The sequence below is a fragment of the Tianweitania aestuarii genome (assembly GCF_018457165.1).
Classification (GTDB): Bacteria; Pseudomonadota; Alphaproteobacteria; order Rhizobiales; family Rhizobiaceae; genus Tianweitania; species Tianweitania aestuarii.
On record NZ_JAFMNX010000001.1, the window covers coordinates 1,288,113 to 1,309,356 of the forward strand.

Consider the following 21,244-nt stretch of genomic DNA (forward strand, 5'->3'; position numbering starts at 1 on the left):
CTTTGACCAAGCCTCGTCTATACCAGTCACCGGGGATCACACGCCCACTTTGTGCCATAAACCCGGCGCACCTCGAAGCTGTTCGATCGGTGCAAAGGGGGCTTGGCTCGATCGGCGTATGCCGCATACTGCGGCCGGGGTAGGTATGAACGCACGAGTTGTATCAGGGTTGTGTTATGCGCATTCGATTGCGGCTCAAGCTGCGATTCCGATGTCCGCTTCACCCTTCGCGTCAGTGATGAACAAGCGCCAGCGCAGGATACCTGCCGGGGCAACGCGAGCTTTCCTGCTTGCGGCTGCGGTTGCTTGCGGATCCTTTGCCGGAACCGGGGCGGCGCGCGCTTTGGACGAGAAGAAGGTGGTGGAGCCCGGCTCCAACCCGTGGGCGGTCTTCAAGTTCGGTTTTTCCGCTTACAAGAGCGGTCACAAGGACCAGGCTGTCGAAGCTTACAAATACGCTGCTGAAAATGGCCAGATAGGCGCACAGTGGAAGCTGGCGCGTATGTATGCCGAAGGCGATGGCGTTGGCCGCGACGATTACCAGGCCTTCAAGTTCTTTTCCGAGATCGCACGCCAGGAAGTCGAGCCCGGCAGCCCGGAAGACACCTATATCTCCGACGCGCTCGTAGCGCTTGGCCGTTACCTGAAGTCCGGCATTCCCGGCAGCCCGGTGGATGCCGACCTTTCCGCGGCCAATGATTACTACATGCGCGCCGCTGCGACCTATCGCAATCCGGATGCGCAGTATGAAGTCGGCAAGATGTATCTGCAGGGTGACGGCGTTCGCTCGAACATTCGCCAGGCAGGGCGCTGGCTGCAGCTTGCAGCCGAGAAAGGCCATGCCGGCGCGCAGGCGACGCTCGGCAATCTCCTGTTCCACAGCGGCAAGGTCACGCGCGGTCTGGCGATGATGACGGCAGCTCTTGAGCGCGCGACACCGAGCGACCAACCCTGGATCCGCGGCATGCAGGAAGAAGCTTTTGCGCTGGCCGACGAACGCGATCGGCGCAGTGCCATCCTGCTGGCGCAGGACATGCTGACCAAGGGTTCACGGTAGAAACAAAAAGAGCGGGCTTGGCCCGCTCTTTGTCATTCGGCTTTGAGCCTTTGTGCCTATCCGGTCTAGCCGAACACGCGCTTGAAGATCGTGTCCACATGCTTGGTGTGGTAGCCAAGATCGAACTTCTCGCGGATTTCTTCTTCCGACAGCGCTGCACGCACTTCCGTGTCGGCCAGAAGCTCCTCCAGAAAGTCGGCGCCCTTTTCCCACACCTTCATCGCGTTGCGCTGAACGAGGCGGTAAGCGTTTTCGCGGCTGACACCCGCTTGGGTGAGCGCAAGCAGAACGCGCTGGCTCATCACCAGTCCCTTGAACTTGTTCATGTTCTTCAACATGTTCTCAGGATAGATCACGAGCTTTTCGATCACGCCTGCAAGCCGGTGCAGCGCAAAGTCGAGTGTCACGGTGGTGTCGGGGCCGATGGCGCGCTCGACACTGGAATGGCTGATGTCGCGCTCGTGCCAGAGCGCCACGTTTTCCATCGCCGGCACAACCGACATGCGAACCAGACGGGCGAGACCGGTCAGGTTCTCGGTCAGCACGGGGTTGCGCTTGTGCGGCATTGCCGACGAGCCCTTCTGGCCCGGCGAGAAGAATTCTTCCGCTTCCAGAACTTCGGTGCGCTGCATGTGGCGGATCTCGATCGCCACATTCTCGATCGAGGAGGCGATCACGCCGAGCGTCGCAAAATACATCGCATGGCGATCGCGCGGGATGACCTGCGTAGAAACAGGCTCAGCCGTCAGACCCATGGCTGCGGCGACATGCTCTTCAACATGAGGATCGATGTTGGCGAAGGTGCCGACTGCGCCTGAAATGACGCAGGTGGCAATCTCCTCGCGGGCAGCGAGCAGCCGTGCCTTGTTGCGGTCCATCTCGGCATAAAACCGCGCGAAGGTCAGGCCCATCGTCGTGGGCTCGGCATGGATGCCGTGGCTGCGGCCGATGCGAACCGTGTCCTTGTGCTCAAGGGCGCGGGTCTTCAGCGCGGCAAGCAAACGGTCGAGCCCGGCAAGCAGGATGTCGGTTGCGCGCACGAGCTGCACGTTCAGCGTGGTGTCGAGCACGTCAGACGACGTCATGCCCTGATGAATGAAGCGCGAGTCCGGACCGACGAATTCGGCAAGGTGGGTCAGGAAGGCGATGACGTCATGCTTGGTCACGGCCTCGATCTCGTCGATGCGGGCAACATCGAAGGTTGCCGCATTGCCTTTTTCCCAGATCGTCTTGGCGGCTTGCTTGGGGATGACGCCGAGTTCGGCCAGAGCGTCACAGGCATGAGCCTCGATCTCGAACCAGATCCGGAACTTGGTCTCTGGCGACCAGATGGAAACCATTTCCGGGCGGGAATAACGCGGGATCATGCGGGACCTCTCGACTTAAAAGCGGGCTCTATCAGAGTGCGGGCTGCGCCTCAATTGCGGCTATACAAGCGTCCCCAACTCGGCATGAGATCGCCGGGCGCGGGAGTGGCAGCATAAACGCCGCGCGCGATGGCACGTGCCATCGTGGAAGCGCCGGCAGCGTAGATCGCGATGGCATCTTCCGTGCTCAATGGCGCGGGCTCCCTGCCGGTGGCGAGGGCAAAAACAAGATCACCATCCATTGGCGTGTGAGCAGGCCAGATGGCACGGGAAAAGCCGTCATGCGCGGCAATGGCCAGACGCTTGGCGGCAGCTTTGGTGAGCGCGGCATCGGTCGCGATAATGGCGATCGTGGTGGCTTCCACCGGCTGCGGATCGCGGAACTTCAGCCGCACCGCGCCGGCATCTGCGGGCAAGGGATGTGGATAGGGTATGCCGCCGAACTCATCATCCATCTCGAAGGGTGCGGACCAGAACGCGCCTTGATCGCCGACCGTAACCCCGCCCATGGCATTGACTGCCACAAGCGCTGACACGGTGTGGCCGCTGGGTAGCAGCGTCGATGCGGAACCGAGGCCACCTTTCAGGCCGGCAGTGAGGCAGCCGACGCCAGCACCGGCGGTGCCGAGGGTGAAGTCTTCGGATGCGCTCGTTACGGCCTGGTAGCCGAAATCGCGATACGGCGGAAAGCGGCTCCATTCCTTGTTGCCGCCATTTGAAAGGTCGAACAAAATGGCGGCGGGCACGATGGGAACGACGGCGCCACGTACCTGGAAGCCGATGCCCTTCTCACGCAACGCAGCCTGTACGCCCGATGCCGCATCAAGTCCAAAGGCCGAGCCGCCCGACAGAACCAGTGCGTGGACAGTCTCGACGGAATTATGTGGCTCAAGCAGATCTGTTTCGCGGGTGCCTGGCGCGCCACCCAGCACCTGCACCGCGGCCACGGCTGGCTGATCGCAAAGCACAACCGTCGTGCCGGAATTTAAGTCAACATCGCCCGCTTGGCCGACGCGCAGCCCTGCGACATCCGTAAGGAGATTGCGCGGGCCGGGGCGAAGGCTCACGGATCGAGCCCCACGAACTGAGAGCCATCGAAACGGTACAGCCGATAAGGGTTTGCGGCGAGATCGCCCTGTTCGTTGAAGCGGATGGTGCCGATCGCGGTCGAAAAATCCTCGGTGTCGAGAATGCTGCGCGCGCTCTTGCCTTTGGCCGCTGCATCCGCGATCGCCTTGGCCGCGATCTCTACCGCCGCATAGCCCGGCATGACATAGCCTTCCGGCTCGATGCCGGCGGTGCGCAACTGCAGCAGGGTTTCCGTTGTGGCTTCGGTCGACCAGTCGGGCGGCGCGATCATCAGGGTGCCTACGGCAGGAAGGGTGTTCACGGTTGCCGCGCGCAGCGCTTCGCCGCCGGCGAGCGTGAGGTCATAGTCGAGCTGCTGGGCGTCACGCCCCATGATCGCGACGTCTTCGCGATCGCCACCAACAAACACATGCGTCGCCCCTGCGCGCTTCAGGCGGCCAACCAGTCCAATCTGGTTCTCCAGCTGCGGCCGGAAAGTGTCGACGAAGGTTGGCTTCAGGCCGGTGGCTTCAGCGGCTGAGCGAAAACTTTCCGCGAGATTGCGGCCATAGATCGTTCCATCATCCACGATGGCAAACAGCGTGTCGCGCCAAAGCGGAAGAAGCAAACCTGCCACCGCCTGCTCTTCGGCGTCGTCCCGGGGCGCGATACGGTAAATCGGCCAGCCGGTTTTCTCGCGATTGTCGGTCAGGCTGTTTGTACGCACGCCGGGTGTGACAACGGGAATGCCGGCCTGCGAAAGAAAGGGCATCGCAGCGTTGATGGCGTCCGTGCACAGGAAGCCGATCACAAAGTCAGCTTTCATTTCAACAAAATGGCGGGCTGCGGTCGCTCCGCCTTCGGCGGTGCACAGGTCGTCCTGAACCTCAAGCGTGATTGGGCGATCAGTCATCGCCTTTGCCGCCGCTTCCGCGCCGTTGCGCAACTGCTGGCCGAGCAAGGACGAGGATCCGGAAAGCGGTGCGGCAACGCCGATGACATCAGCGCGTGCGGGTGTCCCGGCAGCAATGGTGCTGATAAGGATGAGACCGGTCAGGAAAGGGCGGTATCGAAGGGGCAAGGGTAATGTCCAAACGCTTGGCGCTCGTTCAGACCTAAAGCCTAGCTCCCTCGCGTGCAACTGCTTGCCGGCGACTTGCAGCGCGGAAGCGGCCGCCTATATCGCCGAAGAAGGAATGGATACAAGCGTGTTGAAGCAGAACAAGGTTGAACCCGGCGATTACCGCGAGGCGATGAGCCTGTTTGCAGGTGCCGTGCATGTCGTCACCACCGACGGGTCGGCTGGTCGTCGCGGTACGACCGTGATTGCGGCCTGTTCTGTGTCGGATAGCCCACCGACGGTTCTGGTGTGCCTTAATCGGTCCAGTGCGAGCAACGACTTGTTCGTCAAGAACGACGTCTTCGCCTTGAACACGCTGAGCTCCGATCAGATCGACGTGTCGCATGCCTTTTCCGGTCTGACCGGCCTGTCTGCGGATGAGCGTTTCGCAAGTGCCCAGTGGGACACGATCGAAACAGGTGCGCCGGCGCTCATTGGTGCGCTTGCGACGTTCGATTGTCGTGTCATCGAAGCCAAGGATGTCGCCACGCATCGCATTCTATTCGGCAAGGTGACGGGTTTGCGGGTTGGCGAAAGCCACGAGCCGCTGATCTATCACGGCCGCAGCTATCGAGCGTTGGGTTGAACGAGGCCGAGGAGCCAATCCATGAGCGCACCGGACAGTCCGCACCTCAATCCGCTTGACATCGCAGCAGCGTGGACCGCTGAAGGCCGGCAGATTGCCCTGGCGACGGTTGTAGAAACCTGGGGCTCTGCGCCGCGCCAAGCCGGCAGTCAGCTGGTGATCGACGCGGAAGGAAACTTCGAAGGGTCGGTCTCGGGCGGCTGCGTCGAGGGTGCCGTTATTGCAGAAGCGGTTGATGTGATCGCATCGAACAATCCACGCATGCTAGAATTCGGTGTTGCTGACGAAACCGCGTGGCGCGTCGGATTGTCCTGCGGAGGCCGCATCAAAGTCTTCGTCGAGCCTTTGGTCTGATCGTGGATCGCGCGCTTCTCCTTGCCTTGAATGAGGAACGCCGCGTGCGGCGCGCCGCGGTCGTCGTTACCGACCTCGTAACCGGAAGCGGACGCCTTGTTCGTCAGGCAGATGTCGCACAGGATCCGCTTGATGAAACACTGCGGGAAGCCTTTCGATCCGGCCAGTCCAGGCAGGTCGAGGTGGACGGGTGCGCTCTGTTCCTGAATGTCCACCTGCCGTCGCCCCGCCTTGTGATTATCGGCGCCGTTCACATCAGCCAGGCGCTGGCACCTATGGCGCGAATCGCAGGCTTCGAGCTGGAGGTGATTGATCCTCGAACCGCCTTCGCAACGCCCGAGCGATTTGCCGGATCGACCCTTCATGCGGATTGGCCGGAAGAGGTTCTTGCCCGCCAGCCGCTGGATGCTTTTTGCGCGTTGGCTGCGCTGACGCATGATCCGAAGATTGACGACTATCCATTAAAGGCAGCTTTGCAGGCCGGCTGTTTTTATGTTGGTGCTTTGGGAAGCAGAAAAACACATGCAACCCGGTTGGCGCGCCTGGCGGAAAGTGGCGTGTCGGAAGACCAGCTTCGAACGATCCGTGCACCGATCGGGCTTGATATCGGCGCATCCAATCCAGCAGAAATTGCGGTCGCTGTTCTTGGCGAAGTCATTGCTGCCATGCGTGGCCGTATCGGCGTGGCGGGATGAAGTTCGGGCCTGTTCCCGTACGCAATGCGGAAGGCGTCGTGCTGGCGCATGCAGTGAGTGCGGGTTCGCTTCGGTTTAAGAAGGCCCACCATCTGACGGCGGGGGATGTAGGCGCGCTTGAGCGAGCTGGCGTGACAACGGTAGTCGCAGCGACTTTAGAAGCAGGCGATCTCAACGAAAACGACGCCGCCGCGCGGGTGGCGGAAGGTCTCGGTGGCCGAAACATCGAGATCCGTGATGCCGGCACCGGCCGCGTGAACCTGCATGCGAAGACGGCCGGCGTCTTCATCGTCGACAAGGCAGTGGTCGATGCGATGAACAGCGTCGATCCCGCGGTGACCGTGGCGACGCTTGCGCCTTTCGCGACGGTGCGTCAGGGGCAGATGATCGCGACCGTGAAGATCATCCCCTTCGCTGTCCCACTTGCCGATGTGCAAGCGGTTAGGGCCGAGCTTAGCGAAACCTCGCCGCTGGAGGTGGCAGCGTTCAGGTCGGCGCGGGTTGCCTTGATCCAGACGGAACGTGCCGGCCTAAAAGCATCGGTGCTCGACAAGACCGCCGGCGTCACACAAGCCCGGCTCGACCGATCCGGTAGCCGCATTATCCGAGAAGAGCGAATCGCCCACAATGCTGGTGCGTTAGCGCAGACGCTTCGCGCTGTTGCTGAAGAGTGTGAGCTGATCCTCGTGTTTGGCGCATCGGCTGTGAGCGATGCGCATGATGTCATTCCTGCAGGCATTCGAACTGCACGCGGCGTGGTGAAGCGGGTCGGTATGCCCGTTGATCCCGGCAATCTGCTGGTACTGGGTGAACTGGAGGGCAAGCCTGTGATCGGCGCACCCGGCTGTTCTCGCAGTCCTAAGGAGAACGGGTTTGATTGGGTGCTGGATCGCATCCTCGCCGGGCTTGAAATCACGGATCGCGTCTTCTCCGGCATGGGCGTCGGTGGGCTTCTGGGAGAGATTGCCACCCGTCCTGCGCCGCGAGAACGAACGCAGCCGTTTGGAGAAAAGCGCGAGGCTGGTTTCAAGGGGCTGAAGGTACACGCTATCGTCCTCGCCGCGGGACGCTCAAGCCGTATGGGCGGTAAAAACAAGCTGCTGGCGAAGTTTGGTGGCGAACCGCTGATCCGGCGCGTTGTGTCGCGTGTTCTTGAAAGCGGTGCCGCAACCGCGACGGTTGTCTCGGGTCACCAGGCGGATCTAATCACCGCAGCGCTCGTCGGACTGCCGGTGAAGGCCGTCCTCAACCCGGCTTATGCGGAGGGTATGGCGACCTCCTTGCAAACCGGGTTGGCAGCACTTCCGTCAGATGTATCCGGGGTCTTGGTGGTGCTTGGTGACATGCCGGAGGTAGGCGCCGAGGATCTCGCGCGCATGAAGAAGACTTTCGAAGCGCGAGGCGGAACGGTAATCGTCAGGGCAACGAACGATGGTAAGCGCGGCAATCCAGTCATACTGCCACGTGCATGTTTTGCGGAGATCGCTGCGCTTCATGGCGACACCGGCGCACGCGCGATCATCGAGTCGGGCGCGTTTGAAGTGGTCGATATAGAGCTTGGTCAGGCGGCCAGTGTCGATGTCGACACACCGGCGGCACTTCAGGCGGCAGGCGGTATCCTGCCGGGATAAACCGTGGCGTTGGCGGCGGAGATGGGTGACAAAGAGCCATGCGCCGACTCATTATCGCTCTTCTCGCCACGACCCTACCTTTTTCGCTGCCCGCTCAGGCCGAGCAGTTGAAGCCGTTCAAGGACAAGCTGTTCGCGTATCCGGCAGTTCTCGCGACCTCGGACAACGGCGCACATGTCACGATCGACTATCAGGAAATGCGCGACATCAACGGTCGCGATGCCATTCCTGAGCGGCGCGTGAAGCCCAGCTACATCTCAACCAATGTGCGTGGGGTTCAGCAGGATCTGGCGCTGGTGAGCGATAGCGGCGCAAAGATCAGTCATGTCGCGGTTGGCAAGCGTGAGAATGCGAGCATGATCGTGCTCTATCTTCACGGGCAGGGCGGCTCGCGCAAGCAGGGTGTGGACGACTTCACCTTTGGCGGAAACTTTAACCGGATCAAGAACTTGATGGCCGCCAACGGCGGTCTTTATCTGTCGCCGGACTTTCCTGACTTCGGTGATAAAGGCGCGGCGCAGATCGCTGAACTCATCAAGCACTACAGCGACGCGTCACCAAAAGCGCGGGTCTTCGTGGCCTGCGGTTCCATGGGAGGGGCGCTTTGCTGGGCTTTGGCGCGTAAGCCGGAGGTCCTAAGTAAGCTGGGTGGACTGCTGCTGCTTGGGTCGCTGTGGGACGATGACTTCCTGACGAGTGCAGCTTTCAAGGCGAAAGTTCCGGTGGTTTTCGCGCAAGGCAGCCGCGATCCGGTGTTTCCGGTGGAGAAGCAGGAAGCATTCTTCCGCAAGATCCGAGCGGCCAGCCCGACCTATCCGACCCGCTTCATTCGCTTCGAAAGCGGGTCGCATGGCACGCCTATTCGCATGATTGACTGGCGCGAAACGCTGAATTGGATGGGCAATTCAGGCTGATTTAGCGATTTGGCAGCGCAATTTTAGTGCGTACTCGTCTTCGACAGGAGGTTGATGACGAGTACGCCGGCAATGATCAGAGACATGCCGAGAACCGCGAAACCATCCGGTCGCTGATTGTAGAGCGCCCAGGCTACGAGCGTGACCAGGATGATGCCGCCGGCCGACCAGATCGCATACGCAATGCCGACGGGAATGGTGCTGAACACGCGAGCCAGAAGGTAGAAGGCAGCGCCATAGGCTAGAGCCACCACGAGGGAGGGGCCGACACGCGTGAAACCCTGTGACGCCTTCAATGCACTGGTGCCGATCACTTCGGCTGCAATCGCAAGAACGAGAATCACGTAGGGCTGCATCGGCCAGGTTCCTGATGGTTCTGTTCAAACGGCAGACGAAGACGGCTTGTCATGATCAGGTGCTGTGACCCGACGCCTTGACCCAGATCGGGTCTGTTGACGAGTGAACAACACTTTGGCAGTGATCACACGTTGCGAAAGCAACAAGGGCGCTGGAGGGAACAAGTCGGTTTTGACGACTTGTCCCTCTCAGCTCGCAGATCCCTTTCTAGCCTCCGCTGGGATTGGTGCCCCAACTTCGCCGGCCTTCTGGGCACTGCGTCTCTTCTAAATACTGAGTACGGTCTGCCTGGAGCAAGGATTTGTTTCTGGCAAATAGCCGGCACAAGATATTGATCGGGACAGTGTGGATAACGGGATGTTCCCGTGGCCACGAATGTCTTCAAGGATCAAATCCTGATCCCTTTGGCTGCGGCTCAAGGATCAATCGCCGGCAACAAAAGCAATACGTCAACAGCAACGGCTAGAACCGTCACGAACAACGTTTGCCTTGCAAAGTAAGGGGACACAAAAGCACGACCAAACAACGCCTTGAGGTAGGCGAGTGGCTCCCCGGGCCGGATTCGAACCAGCGACCAACCGGTTAACAGCCGGTTGCTCTACCACTGAGCTACCGGGGAACAGGTGCTCGTTTGTGAGTGCGCTGCCTATAGCAAAGAGGTTTTGGTTTTGCAAAGAGGCAATTCACTTTTTCCACACTGGAAAGTCATTCCGCACCGTCACTTCAACAAAGCAGCCGCCATGCCTATGTGCGAGAAGCCGTTTCAAAGCCGCACCAGACGGATCGAGAGGAGTGCCAGTATCATGACGATTGATCCGAATCTGCCGCCCAGGCGCAAGATCAACCTTATGGGACGTGACTTCACCATGCCGCAGTCGCGGCGCTGGCGGATTACGATCGGCGTGCTGCTGATCATCGGCGGTTGTCTGGGTTTCCTGCCGATCCTCGGCTTCTGGATGATTCCGCTCGGGCTTCTGGTGCTGTCTTACGAATATGCCTGGGTCAGACGACGGCGGAGGCGCGTTTCGGTCTGGTGGGGCAGGAAGCGGCAGAAGCCGGCGATGAAAAACAAACGGCCGCCGCGAGATGTCGCGACGGCCGTTCAGAATGCCGAGACGTTGAAGAGCTAGACGAACGGCCTAGCGCAGGCGCTTCGGCCGTGCGTCGGACAGTTCGCCGTTCAAACGGCGGTCGAGGTAATCCGAGCAGGCGTCGATCAGCTCGGTTTCCTGGTTGGCGAAGAAGTGGTTGGCGCCGGGCATCGTGTTCTGCGTGATCGTGATGCCTTTTTGCGTGTGGAGCTTGTCCACCAGCGTTTGCACGTCCTTCGGCGGCGCGACCTTATCGGCATCGCCATGGATGATCAGGCCGGACGACGGGCAGGGCGCCAGGAACGAAAAGTCGTAGATGTTGGGCTGCGGCGCGATCGACATGAAGCCTTCCACTTCCGGACGACGCATCAGGAGCTGCATGCCGATCCAGGCGCCGAAGGAATAGCCGGCAACCCAGCAGCTCTTCGAATCGGGATGCAGGGACTGCACCCAATCCAGCGCCGCCGCCGCATCCGACAATTCGCCGGTGCCATGGTCGAACTCGCCCTGCGAACGGCCGATCGAGCGGAAGTTGAAGCGCAGCGTGGTGAAGTTGCGCTTCTGAAACATGTAGAACAGGTCGTACACGATACGGTTGTTCATCGTTCCGCCGAACTGCGGATGGGGATGCAACACGATTGCGATCGGGGCACTCTTTTCCTTCGAGGGCTGATAGCGACCTTCGAGGCGGCCTGCCGGACCGGTGAAAATGACTTCGGGCATAGGTACTCCACTTGAGCGCCGGCCCAGCCTGTGCATGGCCTCAGATGAATGGCAGTCATGCCTGTCGCGCACTTGACGCTTCTGGCCGGGCTCCGGTAAAACCCTTGTTTAGAACCATTCAAAACTGGCGGACAGTTAGGATCCCGCCGGCAAAGCGGCTAGATAGGACGCGGAGCCTTGCGTTTTCAAGGAAATAACGCACGAACAGTGATCCGGACCTGCCTATGCCCCGCACAGCGTGGAGGATGGCAGTGATGCAGTCGCGCGCTTATCTCGACCATAACGCGTCCATGCCGCTTCGCCATTCCTCCCGGGCCGCGATGATCGAAGCCCTGGATGTTGTCGGCAATCCCTCGTCGGTTCATGCGGAAGGCCGCAAGGTCAGGCAGCTAGTTGATGGCGCACGGCGCGATGTTGCCGCACTCGTGGGAGTCGATCCGGCACGGCTGGTTTTCACGTCCGGTGCTACCGAAGGCGCGATGACGTTGTTGACGCCGCATTGGACCATGGGTCGTGCGCCGCTGTTGTTTTCGCACCTGTATGTCGGCGCGACGGAGCATTCCTGCGTGTCCGGTGGCGGACGCTTCGCGCCCGAGCAGATGACGGTGATTCCGGTTGGTCCAAACGGCGTGATCGATCTGGCGGCGCTGCCAGCGCTGCTTGAAGCGCATGATCATGCCGAAGGCCTTCCGCTGGTTGCGGTGCAAGCCGCTAACAACGAAACCGGCGTGGTTCAGCCGATCGAAGAGATCACGAAGATCGTTCGTGGCGCGAAGGGTACGCTGATCGTGGATGCGGTGCAGGCGGCCGGGCGGTTGCCGATCGCACTCGATGCGGGCTTTGGCGACTATCTCATTTTGTCGGCGCACAAGATCGGTGGGCCGAAGGGCGTGGGGGCCATTGCGTCTTCCTCGGATGTGTTGATGCCGGCCGTGCTGATCCGCGGCGGCGGGCAGGAGCGCGGGCATCGCGGCGGCACGGAGAATGTCAGCGGCATCGTCGGCTTTGGCGCGGCCGCGCGTGAAGCGTTGGGTGAGCTTGGCGAGATGCCGCAGCTCGCAGAACGTCGGAAAGAACTCGAAGCCGAGATGAGGCAGCGTGTCCCCGATGTCGTGATCCACGGTGCGGCGGCGGCGCAGCGGCTTCCGAACACGATCTTCTTCACGATACCGGGGATGAAGACGGAAACGGCGCAGATCGCCTTTGATCTCGCAGGCATAGCCTTGTCGGCCGGGTCCGCCTGTTCTTCCGGCAAGGTGGGAGCGAGCAAGGTTCTGAGCGCGATGCACTGGGATGGCGACGGCGCACTGCGTGTGTCCTTCGGACTGGCAACGAGCGCCGACGACCTGGCTCGTTTCACGAATGCGCTCGGCACATTGGCCGCGCGCCGGGCCGGGCGGCAAGCCGCCTGAAAAAGTCTAGGGCGGCAAGCTGCCTGAAGAAGCACCGGGCGGGTAGCCGCCTGAAGAAATTGAAGGATGCGTCACCTCGACGGGGTGATTTCCTTTGGGTGAATGACTACATGACGGCCAATCGCTTTAAGCGGCCATGTCGTCGACTGCCGGGCCTTGAACCTGGCAAGGATGGAGAGTGCCAATGCCTGCAGTGCAGGAAACAATCGATCAGGTTCGCCTCATCGATGTCGATCAGTATAAATACGGTTTCGAAACTTCGATCGAGATGGACAAGGCCCCCAAGGGCCTGAACGAAGACATCATTCGTTTCATCTCCGCGAAGAAGGATGAACCGCAATGGATGCTCGACTGGCGTTTGGACGCCTTTGAGCGCTGGAAAACCCAGGAAGAGCCCGATTGGGCGCGCGTCGATTATCCGAAGATCGACTTCCAGGACATCTATTACTACGCCGCGCCGAAATCGACGCCGGGACCGACCTCGCTGGCCGAAGTCGATCCGGAGCTTCTGCGCACCTATGAGAAGCTCGGCATTCCGCTGCGCGAGCAGGAAATTCTCGCCGGCGTGAAGAAGCCCGGCCATGAAGAATCCGAAGATGGTGTGCTGGCCGACAGCGAGAGCCAGAGCGCGAACGGCGGTCGTCGCGTTGCCGTGGACGCCGTGTTCGATTCGGTTTCTGTTGTGACCACCTTCAAGAAGGAACTCGCCAAGGCCGGCGTGATCTTCTGCTCGATCTCGGAAGCGATCCGCGAATATCCGGATCTCGTGAAGAAGTATCTCGGCTCGGTCGTGCCGCAGTCCGACAACTATTACGCGACGCTGAACTCGGCCGTTTTCACCGATGGCTCGTTTGTGTTCGTGCCGAAGGGCGTTCGCTGCCCGATGGAGCTGTCGACCTATTTCCGCATCAACGAGAAGAACACCGGTCAGTTCGAGCGCACGCTGATCATCGCCGAAGAAGGCGCTTATGTCAGCTATCTCGAAGGCTGCACGGCACCGCAGCGCGACGAGAACCAGCTGCATGCGGCCGTTGTCGAACTGGTCGCGCTGGATGATGCCGAGATCAAGTATTCCACGGTCCAAAACTGGTATCCAGGCGATTCGCAGGGCAAGGGCGGCATCTACAACTTCGTGACCAAGCGCGGCGACTGCCGTGGCGACCGCTCGAAGATCTCGTGGACGCAGGTCGAAACCGGTTCGGCCATCACCTGGAAGTACCCGTCCTGCATTCTGCGCGGCGACGATAGCCGTGGCGAGTTCTACTCGATTGCCGTGTCCAACGGGTATCAGCAGATCGATAGCGGCACCAAGATGCTGCATCTCGGCAAGAACACGTCGAGCCGCATCATCTCCAAGGGTATCGCTGCCGGTTTCAGCCAGAACACCTATCGCGGCCAGGTTTCGGCGCATCGCAAGGCGACCAACGCCCGCAACTTCACGCAGTGCGACTCGCTTCTGATCGGCGATCAGTGCGGCGCCCATACGGTGCCTTACATCGAAGCCAAGAACGCGACGACCCAGTTCGAGCATGAAGCCACGACGTCGAAGATTTCCGACGATCAGAAGTTCTACGTCATGCAGCGCGGCATCCCGGAAGAAGAAGCGATCGCGCTGATCGTCAACGGCTTCGTCAAGGACGTCATCCAGGAGCTCCCGATGGAGTTCGCGGTGGAAGCGCAGAAGCTCATCGGCATCAGCCTTGAAGGCTCGGTCGGCTGAGGTTTTTTCCTCAGCCTTTGACCCCTGATTTTTGAAAGAACGAATATGCTAGAAATCAAGAACCTGCACGCCCGTATCGCCGATGAAGGCACCGAGATCATACGTGGTCTGAACCTGACCGTGAAGGCCGGCGAAGTCGCTGCGATCATGGGACCGAACGGTTCGGGCAAGTCGACCCTGTCCTACATTCTCGCCGGTCGCGAAGATTATGAAGTGACTGAAGGCGAGATCCTGTTCAACGGCGAGTCGATCCTCGAGATGGACCCGGCCGAGCGCGCCGCATCGGGCATCTTCCTGGCTTTCCAGTACCCGATGGAAATACCGGGCGTTGCGACGATGGAGTTCTTGAAGGTCGCGATGAACGCGCAGCGCAAGGCGCGTGGCGAAGAGCCGCTGAAGATCCCTGAGCTGCTGAAGCGCGTGAAGGAAGCGTCGGGCGCGCTCAATATCGACATGGCCATGCTGAAGCGCCCGCTCAATGTCGGCTTCTCCGGCGGCGAAAAGAAGCGCGCCGAGATCCTGCAGATGCAGTTGCTCGAGCCGAAACTTTGCGTACTCGATGAAACTGACTCCGGTCTCGATATCGATGCGTTGAAGATCGTGTCGGATGGCGTGAACGCGCTGCGTTCGCCGGATCGCGCGGTCGTGGTCATCACCCACTATCAGCGCCTGCTCGAGCACATCGTGCCGGACAGCGTCCACGTTCTCTACAAGGGCCGCATCATCAAGTCCGGCGACAAGTCGCTGGCGATGAACCTGGAAGAAAATGGTTATGCCGGCATCATCGGCGAGGCGGCCTGAGGAGGGTGATCATGAACATGCATGTCACTCCCCAGCATACGCCCGCTGAAAAGGCGCTGATCGAGGGCTACCATGCGCGCGTTGGCGATCTGCCGGGCGACGGCATGGTCACGATCAAGCGCGACGAGGCGATCGAGGCCATCAAGGCCGGCCTGCCGACGCGCCATGTGGAAGCCTGGCATTACACGGATCTGCGTCGCCTTCTGACGACGGTTCCGGCTGCTGCGACGGCTGGCAATACGTCGGCACTGGAGCCGTTGCTTGCCGGCTCGACGGTGCTGCACGTGTCCGGGGGCAAGACGCAAGCGTTTCCTTCGGCGCAAGGTCTGTCCTTCATGCGCCTGAGCGATGAGCTCGTTGAAGGGCGCGGTCTCGCAGCGCTTGGACCGACTGACGCCGCCGACACGATCGGGGCGATCAACACGGCTTTCGTCAGCGATGGCTACGGCGTCGAGATCGCGGAGGGCGTTGAGCTTTCCGCACCGCTCGAGCTGCAGAACCTGCACAATGGCGGCCAGGTGCATACGCGCTTCGGCGTCAATGTCGGTGCCGGTGCGAAAGCTGTGATCGTGGAGCGTCAGACCGGCGAAGCTTCGGCCTTGGCCAGCGCGATCACGACGCTGAGCGTGCGCGACGGTGCCGAGGTCATGTATCTGATCGTTCAGGAACAGCCGAAAGGCTCGTCGCATCTCGGCCAGTTCCGCGCGACGATCGGCAAGGACGCAAAGCTGACGGTCTTCATCATGAACGCCGGCGGCAAGTTGGTGCGTCAGGAGATCATCGTGGATGCGGCCGGCGAAGGCTGCGATTTCCAGCTGCGCGGTGTGAACCTGCTTTCGGGCGACAGCCATACCGATGTGACGATGGTTCTGGATCATTCGGTGCCGAACACCGGATCGCGCGAAGTGATCCGCAACGTTCTGACGGATCGCGCCAAGGGCGTGTTCCAGGGCCGCATCAACGTGCACCAGATCGCGCAGAAGACCGACGCGAAGATGGCGTGCAACACGCTGCTTCTTTCGGATGATGCCGACTTCTCGGCCAAGCCGGAGCTCGAAATCTTCGCCGACGACGTGGCCTGCGGCCATGGCGCGACGGTGACCGACATCAACGAGGACCACCTGTTCTACTTGATGGCGCGTGGCGTGCCGGAAAAGGCCGGGCGTGGTCTTCTGGTGAAGGCGTTCCTGGCTGAGGTCATCGAGGAACTGGAGAACGAGGCGGTCATCGAGGCGCTGGAAGCCAAGCTCGACGCCTGGTTCGTCCTGCACGGGTAACAGGCAGGGAGCTTCCCTGCCGGAAAGGCTGATGATGGATCAGCAGGTTGTCTCCGCTCCGTTCGACGTCGAGGCCGTGCGTCGCGACTTCCCCATCCTGTCGCGGGAAGTCTACGGCAAGCCGCTCGTTTACCTCGACAATGCGGCGTCGGTTCAAAAGCCGCAGGCCGTTCTGGATGCGATCCAGCACGCTTATTCGCAGGACTATGCCAACGTCCATCGCGGGCTGCACTTCCTCTCGAACGCAGCCACCGATGCCTTTGAAAAGGCACGTGAAACGGTTCGCCGCTTTCTGAACGCGCCGTCGGTCGATCAGATCGTCTTCACGTCCAATTCGACGGCAGCGATCAACACGGTCGCCTACGGCTACGGCATGCCAAAGATCGGCGAGGGCGACGAGATCGTTCTTTCGATCATGGAGCATCACTCCAACATCGTGCCGTGGCATTTCATCCGCGAGCGGCAGGGCGCCAAGCTCGTCTGGGCGCCGGTTGAGGATGACGGGTCGTTTTCGATCGAAGCGTTTGAAGAGTGCCTGACGCCGCGCACCAAGCTGGTGGCGATCACGCATATGTCGAACGCGCTGGGCACGGTGACGCCGATCAAGGAGATCTGCCGCATCGCGCATGAGCGCGGCATCCCGGTTCTGGTGGATGGCAGCCAGAGCGCCGTGCACATGCCGGTAGACGTGCAGGACCTCGATTGCGACTTCTTCGTTTTCACCGGCCACAAGGTCTATGGGCCATCGGGCATCGGCGTGCTGTACGGCAAGCCCGAGATGCTGGAAGCCATGCGGCCGTTCCAGGGTGGCGGCGAGATGATCCTCGATGTCAGCGAGGACGGGATCACCTATAACGACCCGCCGCATCGTTTCGAGGCAGGCACGCCGCCGATCGTTCAGGCGATCGGACTGGGTGCGGCGCTCGATTACATGGACTCGATCGGCCGCGACCGGATCGCGGCGCATGAAGCGAAGCTCAGCGATTACGCGCATGAGCGGCTGCGCGCTATCAATTCGCTGCGCATCATCGGTGAAGCACCGGGCAAGGGCGCGATCATCTCGTTCGAACTGCAGGGCATTCATGCCCATGATGTTTCAATGGTAATCGATCGCTCGGGCGTTGCGGTGCGGGCCGGCACGCATTGCGCCCAGCCGCTTCTGAAGCGCTTCGGCGTGACGTCGACCTGCCGCGCATCCTTTGCGATGTATAACACCATGGCCGAGGTGGATGCCTTGGCCGAAGCGCTCGAAAAAGCGCGCAAATTCTTCGGGTGAGCGAAATGAGCGAAGTGTCTGAAGGAACTGGCGGCGCCAATGCAGCGGTCGTCGAATCGGCTATTCCCAAGGAGGAACTGGCGCGGTTGACGGATGACATCATCAGCGCGTTGAAAACGGTCTATGATCCGGAGATCCCGGCCGACATCTACGAACTCGGATTGATCTACAAGATCGACATCGAGGACAATCGCGAGGTCAAGATCGACATGACGCTGACTGCCCCCGGCTGTCCGGTGGCGGGTGAAATGCCGGGCTGGGTTGAAAACGCGGTCAGCACCGTGGAAGGGATATCGGGCGTCGAAGTTGCGATGGTGTTTGATCCGCCCTGGACACCGGAGCGCATGTCGGAAGAAGCGCAGGTCGCAGTCGGCTGGTACTAGAAACAAAAAGAGCGGCCCGAAGGCCGCTCGATTTGTAGATGACGTCGGATTTAGTCGACGATCTGGACCACGCGGCGCGTGCCCGGCTCGACTAGAACGGTCTGGCCGCTCGGCGTGACGACATACTCATACTTGTCGGTCATCTCAGGCACTTCAAGCGGGTGAACTTCCACGACGTCCGGAACGACGGTGCCGACTGCAAAGTCATAGTCCTTCACGACGGTTACGGGAGCCGTCTTCTGGCGAACGACATAATCACGAATCATCGGCTGCTGTTCCTGCGTGATGACGACGGTCTGCGCATTGGCAGCGGCGGCACCGGACAGGATGGTAACAGCGGTCAGACCGGAAAGGATCAGGGTTTTCATAGGTCTCTCCTTGGTTGGACAAGAAGAATTCGCGAGACGGTAACCCGTTCCTTCACGCTGTGCGGCACAGTGAAATATAGATGGTGGCGATGCCGGTTGCATGATCGGCGATCACCGCCCATCTTAGGAACAGAACGATGCTTCGGCATCGATTGAACAGGTAGGTGTGAGATGGGACGTTTCAGCGTCATGAGCCTTACGGATCGCGCGGCTGAGCGTGTTCGCGAGATCGTCGATGATCGCGATGAGGTGCACGGCATCCGCATTGGCGTGAAGAAGGGCGGCTGCGCCGGCATGGAATATACGGTCGACCTCGTCAGCGAGATCAATCCGAAAGACGATCATGTCGAGCATGATGGTGCGAATGTCTATGTTGCGCCCGAAGCCGCTCTGTTCCTGCTCGGAACGCAGATGGATTTCGAGACAACCAAGCTGCGGTCCGGCTTCGTGTTCAACAATCCCAACCAGTCCTCGGCCTGTGGCTGCGGCGAATCGGTGGAACTGCAGCCGGCCGACCTGAAGGCGCTGGCCGAAGCCCGCGCCCAGGGTGCCGCCTGAGCCATCAATCGACCCAGAGTCCTTTCTCCCGATGCCAGTCTTCGAGCGACTGTTCCGGATAAAGGTCGAAGGTCGCATCGTTTGGGCCGATTTCCGGCTCCACCCATGACGCCTTGTATTTCAGCATGAGGTGAACGGAGCTTGGTGGCTTCGGCAGATCCGTGTCGATCGCCGAAGCGAAGGGATCAACGAGGTCCGGCCAGGACGGATCGTAGAGCCATAAGGCCGAGCCGCATTCGCGACAGAAATTGCGCTCGCCTGATGACGTCTCACAGTGCGCGTGTTCATCGTCATCGATCTTCGCGCGGTACACACCGAGATGCTTCTTGCCTTCGATCTGCATCGTGTTGTTGTCTGCGCCAAGGTTGATCGCATATCCTCCGCCGCCCTGCTGCTTGCGGCAGATGGAGCAATAACACCGCTGATACGGCACGGGCATGTGGCTCTCGACCTGGAACTTGACGGCGCCGCAGCGGCAGGATCCTTTGAGCAGCAGAGGCATGGCTTGTTCTCCTTGTCCGGTTCAGGAGAAAACAGGCGAGGCGCTTTGCTGTTCCGTAGGAGGAGAGCCTTGGATGATGATGCAATCCGCGAGATTTTCGACGGGCTGGGTAACGTCGAGATCCGGCGCATGTTCGGGGGCAAGGGCATCTATCATCGCGGGCTGATCGTCGGCGTGCTGTTACACGACGAAATCATGCTGAAGGGTGATGATGAGGCTGGCCGCTTCTTTGAGGCGCTCGATGCGCAGCGCTGGATCTACGAGAACAAGCGTAGCATGCAGCCGGTCAAGATGCCTTACTGGTGCTTGCCGGCCGATGTTCTGGATGAACGCGATCAACTGGCGCTATGGACGCGCCGCGCTTATGAGAGCCCGGTGCGGATAGAAGCGGCAAAGCGCTGATCAGGCCGGCAATTCCGGCACGGCAATCTTCATGAAGGCCGGGATATCATCGCCGAAGCCGACAACCGTGTTGACGTCGTCCTGATCACGATAGCGGCGGTTGCGATCGTCACGCTCGCGACGCGGCTGCGGCGCACGCGCTTCCTGATGCTCGGCATTCTTCTGGCGGATCGCTTCGCGACGATCCTGACGCGGTGCAGGCGCAGCCTCTTCGGGCTCGATCGCTGCGGCAGCGACGGGTGCGGGCTCCGGCTTGCGCTCACGCGGTTCACGACGCTCGCCACGATCACGGCTGCGCGTGGTGCGTTCGGAACGCCCGCCACGGCCACGGCGCGGCGATTCCTCGCTCTCGCTTTCGGCTGAAAGGGTCGAGAGATCGCCGTCGAGCCATTCGATCGCCTGGTTGGTCAGCTTCTGAACGGCATCGAGATACTTGCCGTCAGACTTCGTCACCAGCGTGAACGCCTTGCCCGAGCGGCCAGCACGACCGGTGCGGCCGATGCGGTGAACGTAATCTTCAGCGTGGATCGGCACGTCGAAGTTGAAGACGTGGCTCACAGCCGGGATATCGAGGCCGCGCGCCGCGACGTCGGACGCCACCAGCAGCTTCAGCTTGTTGTTGCGGAACGCATCCAGCGTCTGCATGCGGGCGCGCTGGTCCATGTCGCCATGAAGCGCGCCGGCCGAATACTCGTATTTGGTCAGCGAGCGATAAAGCTCCGACACATCGACCTTGCGATTGCAGAAGATGATCGCATTGGTGACGGCGTCGCCTTCCTCGTCGATGAGGCGGCGCAGAACGGCGCGCTTGTCCCAAGGCTTGGAAGCCGTCTTGACCAGGCGCTGCGTGACCGTGGTGGCAGTGGAGGAGGGCTTGGCCACTTCCACGCGCACAGGCGCCTGCAGGAACTTCTCCGTCAGCTTGGTGATCTCCGGCGGCATGGTCGCGGAGAAGAACAGGGTCTGGCGGGTAAAGGGAATCATCTCGCAGATGCGCTCGATGTCGGGGATGAAACCCATGTCGAGCATGCGATCGGCTTCGTCGATCACCAGGATCTCGACGCCAGTCAGAAGCAGCTTGCCGCGTTCGCGATGATCAAGCAGACGGCCGGGCGTCGCGATCAGTACGTCGGCGCCGCGTTCCAGCTTGCGCTCCTGCTCATCAAACGACACGCCGCCGATGAGAAGAGCGATGTTGAGCTTGTGGTTCTTGCCGTAGTTGATGAAGTTTTCTTCAACCTGTGCGGCGAGTTCGCGGGTCGGCTCCAGGATCAGCGTGCGCGGCATGCGAGCGCGGGCGCGGCCTTTTTCAAGGCGGGTGATCATTGGAAGCGTGAAGGCCGCGGTCTTGCCGGTGCCGGTCTGCGCGATGCCCAAAACGTCTTTGCCCTGCAAAGCGTGCGGGATGGCGCCAGCCTGGATCGGCGTCGGCTTCGTGTAGCCGGCATCCGTCACGGCTGCGAGGACCTTCGGCGAAAGGCCGAGGTCTGCGAATGTTACATCCTGCTGGACGGTGGTATCTTCGGAAGACACGTGGGCGTGATCTTTGCTGTTCTAGGCGCGGAACGTTGGTCGGCGCGAG

23 protein-coding genes and 1 tRNA gene are annotated in these 21,244 nt (G+C 60.8%); 15 read left to right on the plus strand and 9 right to left on the minus strand.

Annotated elements, in window-relative coordinates; translation table 11 throughout:
* The first annotated feature begins 238 nt into the window (after positions 1 to 238).
* Entirely contained in the window at positions 239 to 1,057 is an 819-nt protein-coding gene (locus JYU29_RS06350; RefSeq protein ID WP_213984299.1) for a tetratricopeptide repeat protein, read from the plus strand.
* Between the two features lie 65 nt (positions 1,058 to 1,122).
* Here the strand turns inward: JYU29_RS06350 and purB are convergent, their stop codons facing one another.
* Genes purB through JYU29_RS06365 form a run of 3 tightly spaced genes read right to left on the minus strand, consistent with a single transcriptional unit; the run spans position 1,123 to position 4,573 of the window.
* Positions 1,123 to 2,424: an adenylosuccinate lyase gene (purB, locus tag JYU29_RS06355; RefSeq protein ID WP_213983851.1), complete on the minus strand. Its 1,302-nt coding sequence runs from the start codon at positions 2,422 to 2,424 to the stop codon at positions 1,123 to 1,125.
* Positions 2,425 to 2,474: 50 nt separating this feature from the next.
* A complete protein-coding gene (locus JYU29_RS06360; protein ID WP_213983852.1) occupies positions 2,475 to 3,491 on the minus strand; it encodes a P1 family peptidase in 1,017 nt (338 codons plus the stop codon).
* Entirely contained in the window at positions 3,488 to 4,573 is a 1,086-nt protein-coding gene (locus JYU29_RS06365) for a branched-chain amino acid ABC transporter substrate-binding protein (RefSeq protein WP_250157195.1), read from the minus strand. Before JYU29_RS06365 ends, JYU29_RS06360 begins: the two co-directional genes overlap by 4 nt.
* A 127-nt stretch (positions 4,574 to 4,700) precedes the next feature.
* Here JYU29_RS06365 and JYU29_RS06370 point away from each other — a divergent pair, with 127 nt between their 5' ends.
* From JYU29_RS06370 to JYU29_RS06390, 5 genes are read left to right on the plus strand one after another with little or no spacing between them, the layout of a single operon-like run.
* Positions 4,701 to 5,198, plus strand: a complete 498-nt coding sequence (locus JYU29_RS06370) for a flavin reductase (RefSeq protein ID WP_213984301.1) — start codon at positions 4,701 to 4,703, stop codon at positions 5,196 to 5,198.
* 21 nt (positions 5,199 to 5,219) lie between these two features.
* The gene (locus JYU29_RS06375) at positions 5,220 to 5,552 is read left to right on the plus strand and encodes an XdhC family protein (protein WP_213983853.1); all 333 of its coding nucleotides are present in this window, start codon (positions 5,220 to 5,222) and stop codon (positions 5,550 to 5,552) included.
* A gap of 2 nt (positions 5,553 to 5,554) precedes the next feature.
* Entirely contained in the window at positions 5,555 to 6,247 is a 693-nt protein-coding gene (locus JYU29_RS06380) for an XdhC family protein (protein ID WP_213983854.1), read from the plus strand.
* The gene (locus tag JYU29_RS06385) at positions 6,244 to 7,878 is read left to right on the plus strand and encodes a molybdopterin-binding/glycosyltransferase family 2 protein (RefSeq protein ID WP_213983855.1); all 1,635 of its coding nucleotides are present in this window, start codon (positions 6,244 to 6,246) and stop codon (positions 7,876 to 7,878) included. The genes JYU29_RS06380 and JYU29_RS06385 overlap by 4 nt, the downstream gene beginning before the upstream one ends.
* Before the next feature lie 38 nt (positions 7,879 to 7,916).
* On the plus strand, positions 7,917 to 8,792 hold the full coding sequence (locus JYU29_RS06390) for an alpha/beta hydrolase family protein (protein ID WP_213983856.1): 876 nt from the start codon (positions 7,917 to 7,919) through the stop codon (positions 8,790 to 8,792).
* A 23-nt stretch (positions 8,793 to 8,815) separates the two neighbouring features.
* Here JYU29_RS06390 and JYU29_RS06395 read toward each other — a convergent pair whose 3' ends face one another.
* Both JYU29_RS06395 and JYU29_RS06400 read right to left on the minus strand, forming a co-directional pair.
* A complete protein-coding gene (locus tag JYU29_RS06395; RefSeq protein ID WP_213983857.1) occupies positions 8,816 to 9,148 on the minus strand; it encodes an SMR family transporter in 333 nt (110 codons plus the stop codon).
* Positions 9,149 to 9,693: 545 nt separating this feature from the next.
* Positions 9,694 to 9,768 (minus strand) — tRNA-Asn (locus JYU29_RS06400).
* Between the two features lie 184 nt (positions 9,769 to 9,952).
* On the opposite strand from JYU29_RS06400, the gene JYU29_RS06405 reads away from it, so the two are divergent.
* Positions 9,953 to 10,279 (plus strand): PGPGW domain-containing protein, encoded by a 327-nt coding sequence (locus JYU29_RS06405; protein ID WP_431192840.1) that lies wholly within the window; start codon positions 9,953 to 9,955, stop codon positions 10,277 to 10,279.
* Positions 10,280 to 10,288: 9 nt separating this feature from the next.
* Here the strand turns inward: JYU29_RS06405 and JYU29_RS06410 are convergent, their stop codons facing one another.
* Positions 10,289 to 10,963, minus strand: a complete 675-nt coding sequence (locus JYU29_RS06410; RefSeq protein WP_213983858.1) for an alpha/beta hydrolase — start codon at positions 10,961 to 10,963, stop codon at positions 10,289 to 10,291.
* A gap of 254 nt (positions 10,964 to 11,217) precedes the next feature.
* Between JYU29_RS06410 and JYU29_RS06415 the strand changes: the two genes are divergently transcribed.
* From JYU29_RS06415 to JYU29_RS06440, 6 genes are all read left to right on the plus strand, one after another.
* On the plus strand, positions 11,218 to 12,375 hold the full coding sequence (locus JYU29_RS06415; RefSeq protein ID WP_347879858.1) for a cysteine desulfurase family protein: 1,158 nt from the start codon (positions 11,218 to 11,220) through the stop codon (positions 12,373 to 12,375).
* A gap of 184 nt (positions 12,376 to 12,559) precedes the next feature.
* On the plus strand, positions 12,560 to 14,095 hold the full coding sequence (gene sufB / locus JYU29_RS06420; RefSeq protein WP_213983860.1) for a Fe-S cluster assembly protein SufB: 1,536 nt from the start codon (positions 12,560 to 12,562) through the stop codon (positions 14,093 to 14,095).
* A 45-nt stretch (positions 14,096 to 14,140) separates the two neighbouring features.
* Positions 14,141 to 14,896 carry a Fe-S cluster assembly ATPase SufC gene (sufC, locus tag JYU29_RS06425; protein ID WP_213983861.1) on the plus strand — a complete coding sequence of 252 codons (756 nt, stop codon included), beginning with the start codon at positions 14,141 to 14,143 and terminating at the stop codon, positions 14,894 to 14,896.
* A gap of 11 nt (positions 14,897 to 14,907) precedes the next feature.
* On the plus strand, positions 14,908 to 16,173 hold the full coding sequence (gene sufD, locus JYU29_RS06430; protein WP_213983862.1) for a Fe-S cluster assembly protein SufD: 1,266 nt from the start codon (positions 14,908 to 14,910) through the stop codon (positions 16,171 to 16,173).
* A 34-nt stretch (positions 16,174 to 16,207) separates the two neighbouring features.
* Complete coding sequence (locus JYU29_RS06435; RefSeq protein WP_213984303.1) at positions 16,208 to 17,449, plus strand: cysteine desulfurase; 1,242 nt, start codon at positions 16,208 to 16,210, stop codon at positions 17,447 to 17,449.
* Between the two features lie 5 nt (positions 17,450 to 17,454).
* Positions 17,455 to 17,832, plus strand: coding sequence for an SUF system Fe-S cluster assembly protein (locus JYU29_RS06440; RefSeq protein WP_213983863.1), 378 nt, complete (start codon positions 17,455 to 17,457; stop codon positions 17,830 to 17,832).
* 50 nt (positions 17,833 to 17,882) lie between these two features.
* On the opposite strand, the gene JYU29_RS06445 is transcribed toward JYU29_RS06440, so the two are convergent.
* Positions 17,883 to 18,200, minus strand: a complete 318-nt coding sequence (locus JYU29_RS06445; RefSeq protein ID WP_213983864.1) for a DUF1236 domain-containing protein — start codon at positions 18,198 to 18,200, stop codon at positions 17,883 to 17,885.
* A 171-nt stretch (positions 18,201 to 18,371) separates the two neighbouring features.
* Here JYU29_RS06445 and sufA point away from each other — a divergent pair, with 171 nt between their 5' ends.
* Entirely contained in the window at positions 18,372 to 18,758 is a 387-nt protein-coding gene (gene sufA, locus JYU29_RS06450) for a Fe-S cluster assembly scaffold SufA (protein ID WP_213983865.1), read from the plus strand.
* Between the two features lie 4 nt (positions 18,759 to 18,762).
* Here the strand turns inward: sufA and JYU29_RS06455 are convergent, their stop codons facing one another.
* Positions 18,763 to 19,260, minus strand: a complete 498-nt coding sequence (locus JYU29_RS06455) for a GFA family protein (RefSeq protein WP_213983866.1) — start codon at positions 19,258 to 19,260, stop codon at positions 18,763 to 18,765.
* Between the two features lie 69 nt (positions 19,261 to 19,329).
* Here JYU29_RS06455 and JYU29_RS06460 point away from each other — a divergent pair, with 69 nt between their 5' ends.
* Positions 19,330 to 19,662, plus strand: coding sequence for a TfoX/Sxy family protein (locus tag JYU29_RS06460; RefSeq protein WP_213983867.1), 333 nt, complete (start codon positions 19,330 to 19,332; stop codon positions 19,660 to 19,662).
* Here JYU29_RS06460 and JYU29_RS06465 read toward each other — a convergent pair whose 3' ends face one another.
* The gene (locus JYU29_RS06465) at positions 19,663 to 21,195 is read right to left on the minus strand and encodes a DEAD/DEAH box helicase (RefSeq protein ID WP_213983868.1); all 1,533 of its coding nucleotides are present in this window, start codon (positions 21,193 to 21,195) and stop codon (positions 19,663 to 19,665) included. It abuts the gene before it with no gap.
* Positions 21,196 to 21,244 lie beyond the last annotated feature (49 nt).

Coding starts and splice junctions, on each gene's coding strand:
- sufB (WP_213983860.1), top strand. CDS start 12,560: ATGCCTGCAGTGCAGGAAACAATCGATCAGGTTCGCCTCATCGATGTC.
- sufC (WP_213983861.1), top strand. CDS start 14,141: ATGCTAGAAATCAAGAACCTGCACGCCCGTATCGCCGATGAAGGCACC.
- JYU29_RS06440 (WP_213983863.1), top strand. CDS start 17,455: ATGAGCGAAGTGTCTGAAGGAACTGGCGGCGCCAATGCAGCGGTCGTC.
- JYU29_RS06350 (WP_213984299.1), top strand. CDS start 239: ATGAACAAGCGCCAGCGCAGGATACCTGCCGGGGCAACGCGAGCTTTC.
- JYU29_RS06385 (WP_213983855.1), top strand. CDS start 6,244: ATGAAGTTCGGGCCTGTTCCCGTACGCAATGCGGAAGGCGTCGTGCTG.
- sufA (WP_213983865.1), top strand. CDS start 18,372: ATGGGACGTTTCAGCGTCATGAGCCTTACGGATCGCGCGGCTGAGCGT.
- JYU29_RS06395 (WP_213983857.1), bottom strand. CDS start 9,148: ATGCAGCCCTACGTGATTCTCGTTCTTGCGATTGCAGCCGAAGTGATC.
- JYU29_RS06410 (WP_213983858.1), bottom strand. CDS start 10,963: ATGCCCGAAGTCATTTTCACCGGTCCGGCAGGCCGCCTCGAAGGTCGC.
- JYU29_RS06445 (WP_213983864.1), bottom strand. CDS start 18,200: ATGAAAACCCTGATCCTTTCCGGTCTGACCGCTGTTACCATCCTGTCC.
- JYU29_RS06415 (WP_347879858.1), top strand. CDS start 11,218: ATGCAGTCGCGCGCTTATCTCGACCATAACGCGTCCATGCCGCTTCGC.
- sufD (WP_213983862.1), top strand. CDS start 14,908: ATGAACATGCATGTCACTCCCCAGCATACGCCCGCTGAAAAGGCGCTG.
- JYU29_RS06405 (WP_431192840.1), top strand. CDS start 9,953: ATGACGATTGATCCGAATCTGCCGCCCAGGCGCAAGATCAACCTTATG.
- purB (WP_213983851.1), bottom strand. CDS start 2,424: ATGATCCCGCGTTATTCCCGCCCGGAAATGGTTTCCATCTGGTCGCCA.
- JYU29_RS06390 (WP_213983856.1), top strand. CDS start 7,917: ATGCGCCGACTCATTATCGCTCTTCTCGCCACGACCCTACCTTTTTCG.
- JYU29_RS06375 (WP_213983853.1), top strand. CDS start 5,220: ATGAGCGCACCGGACAGTCCGCACCTCAATCCGCTTGACATCGCAGCA.
- JYU29_RS06435 (WP_213984303.1), top strand. CDS start 16,208: ATGGATCAGCAGGTTGTCTCCGCTCCGTTCGACGTCGAGGCCGTGCGT.
- JYU29_RS06455 (WP_213983866.1), bottom strand. CDS start 19,260: ATGCCTCTGCTGCTCAAAGGATCCTGCCGCTGCGGCGCCGTCAAGTTC.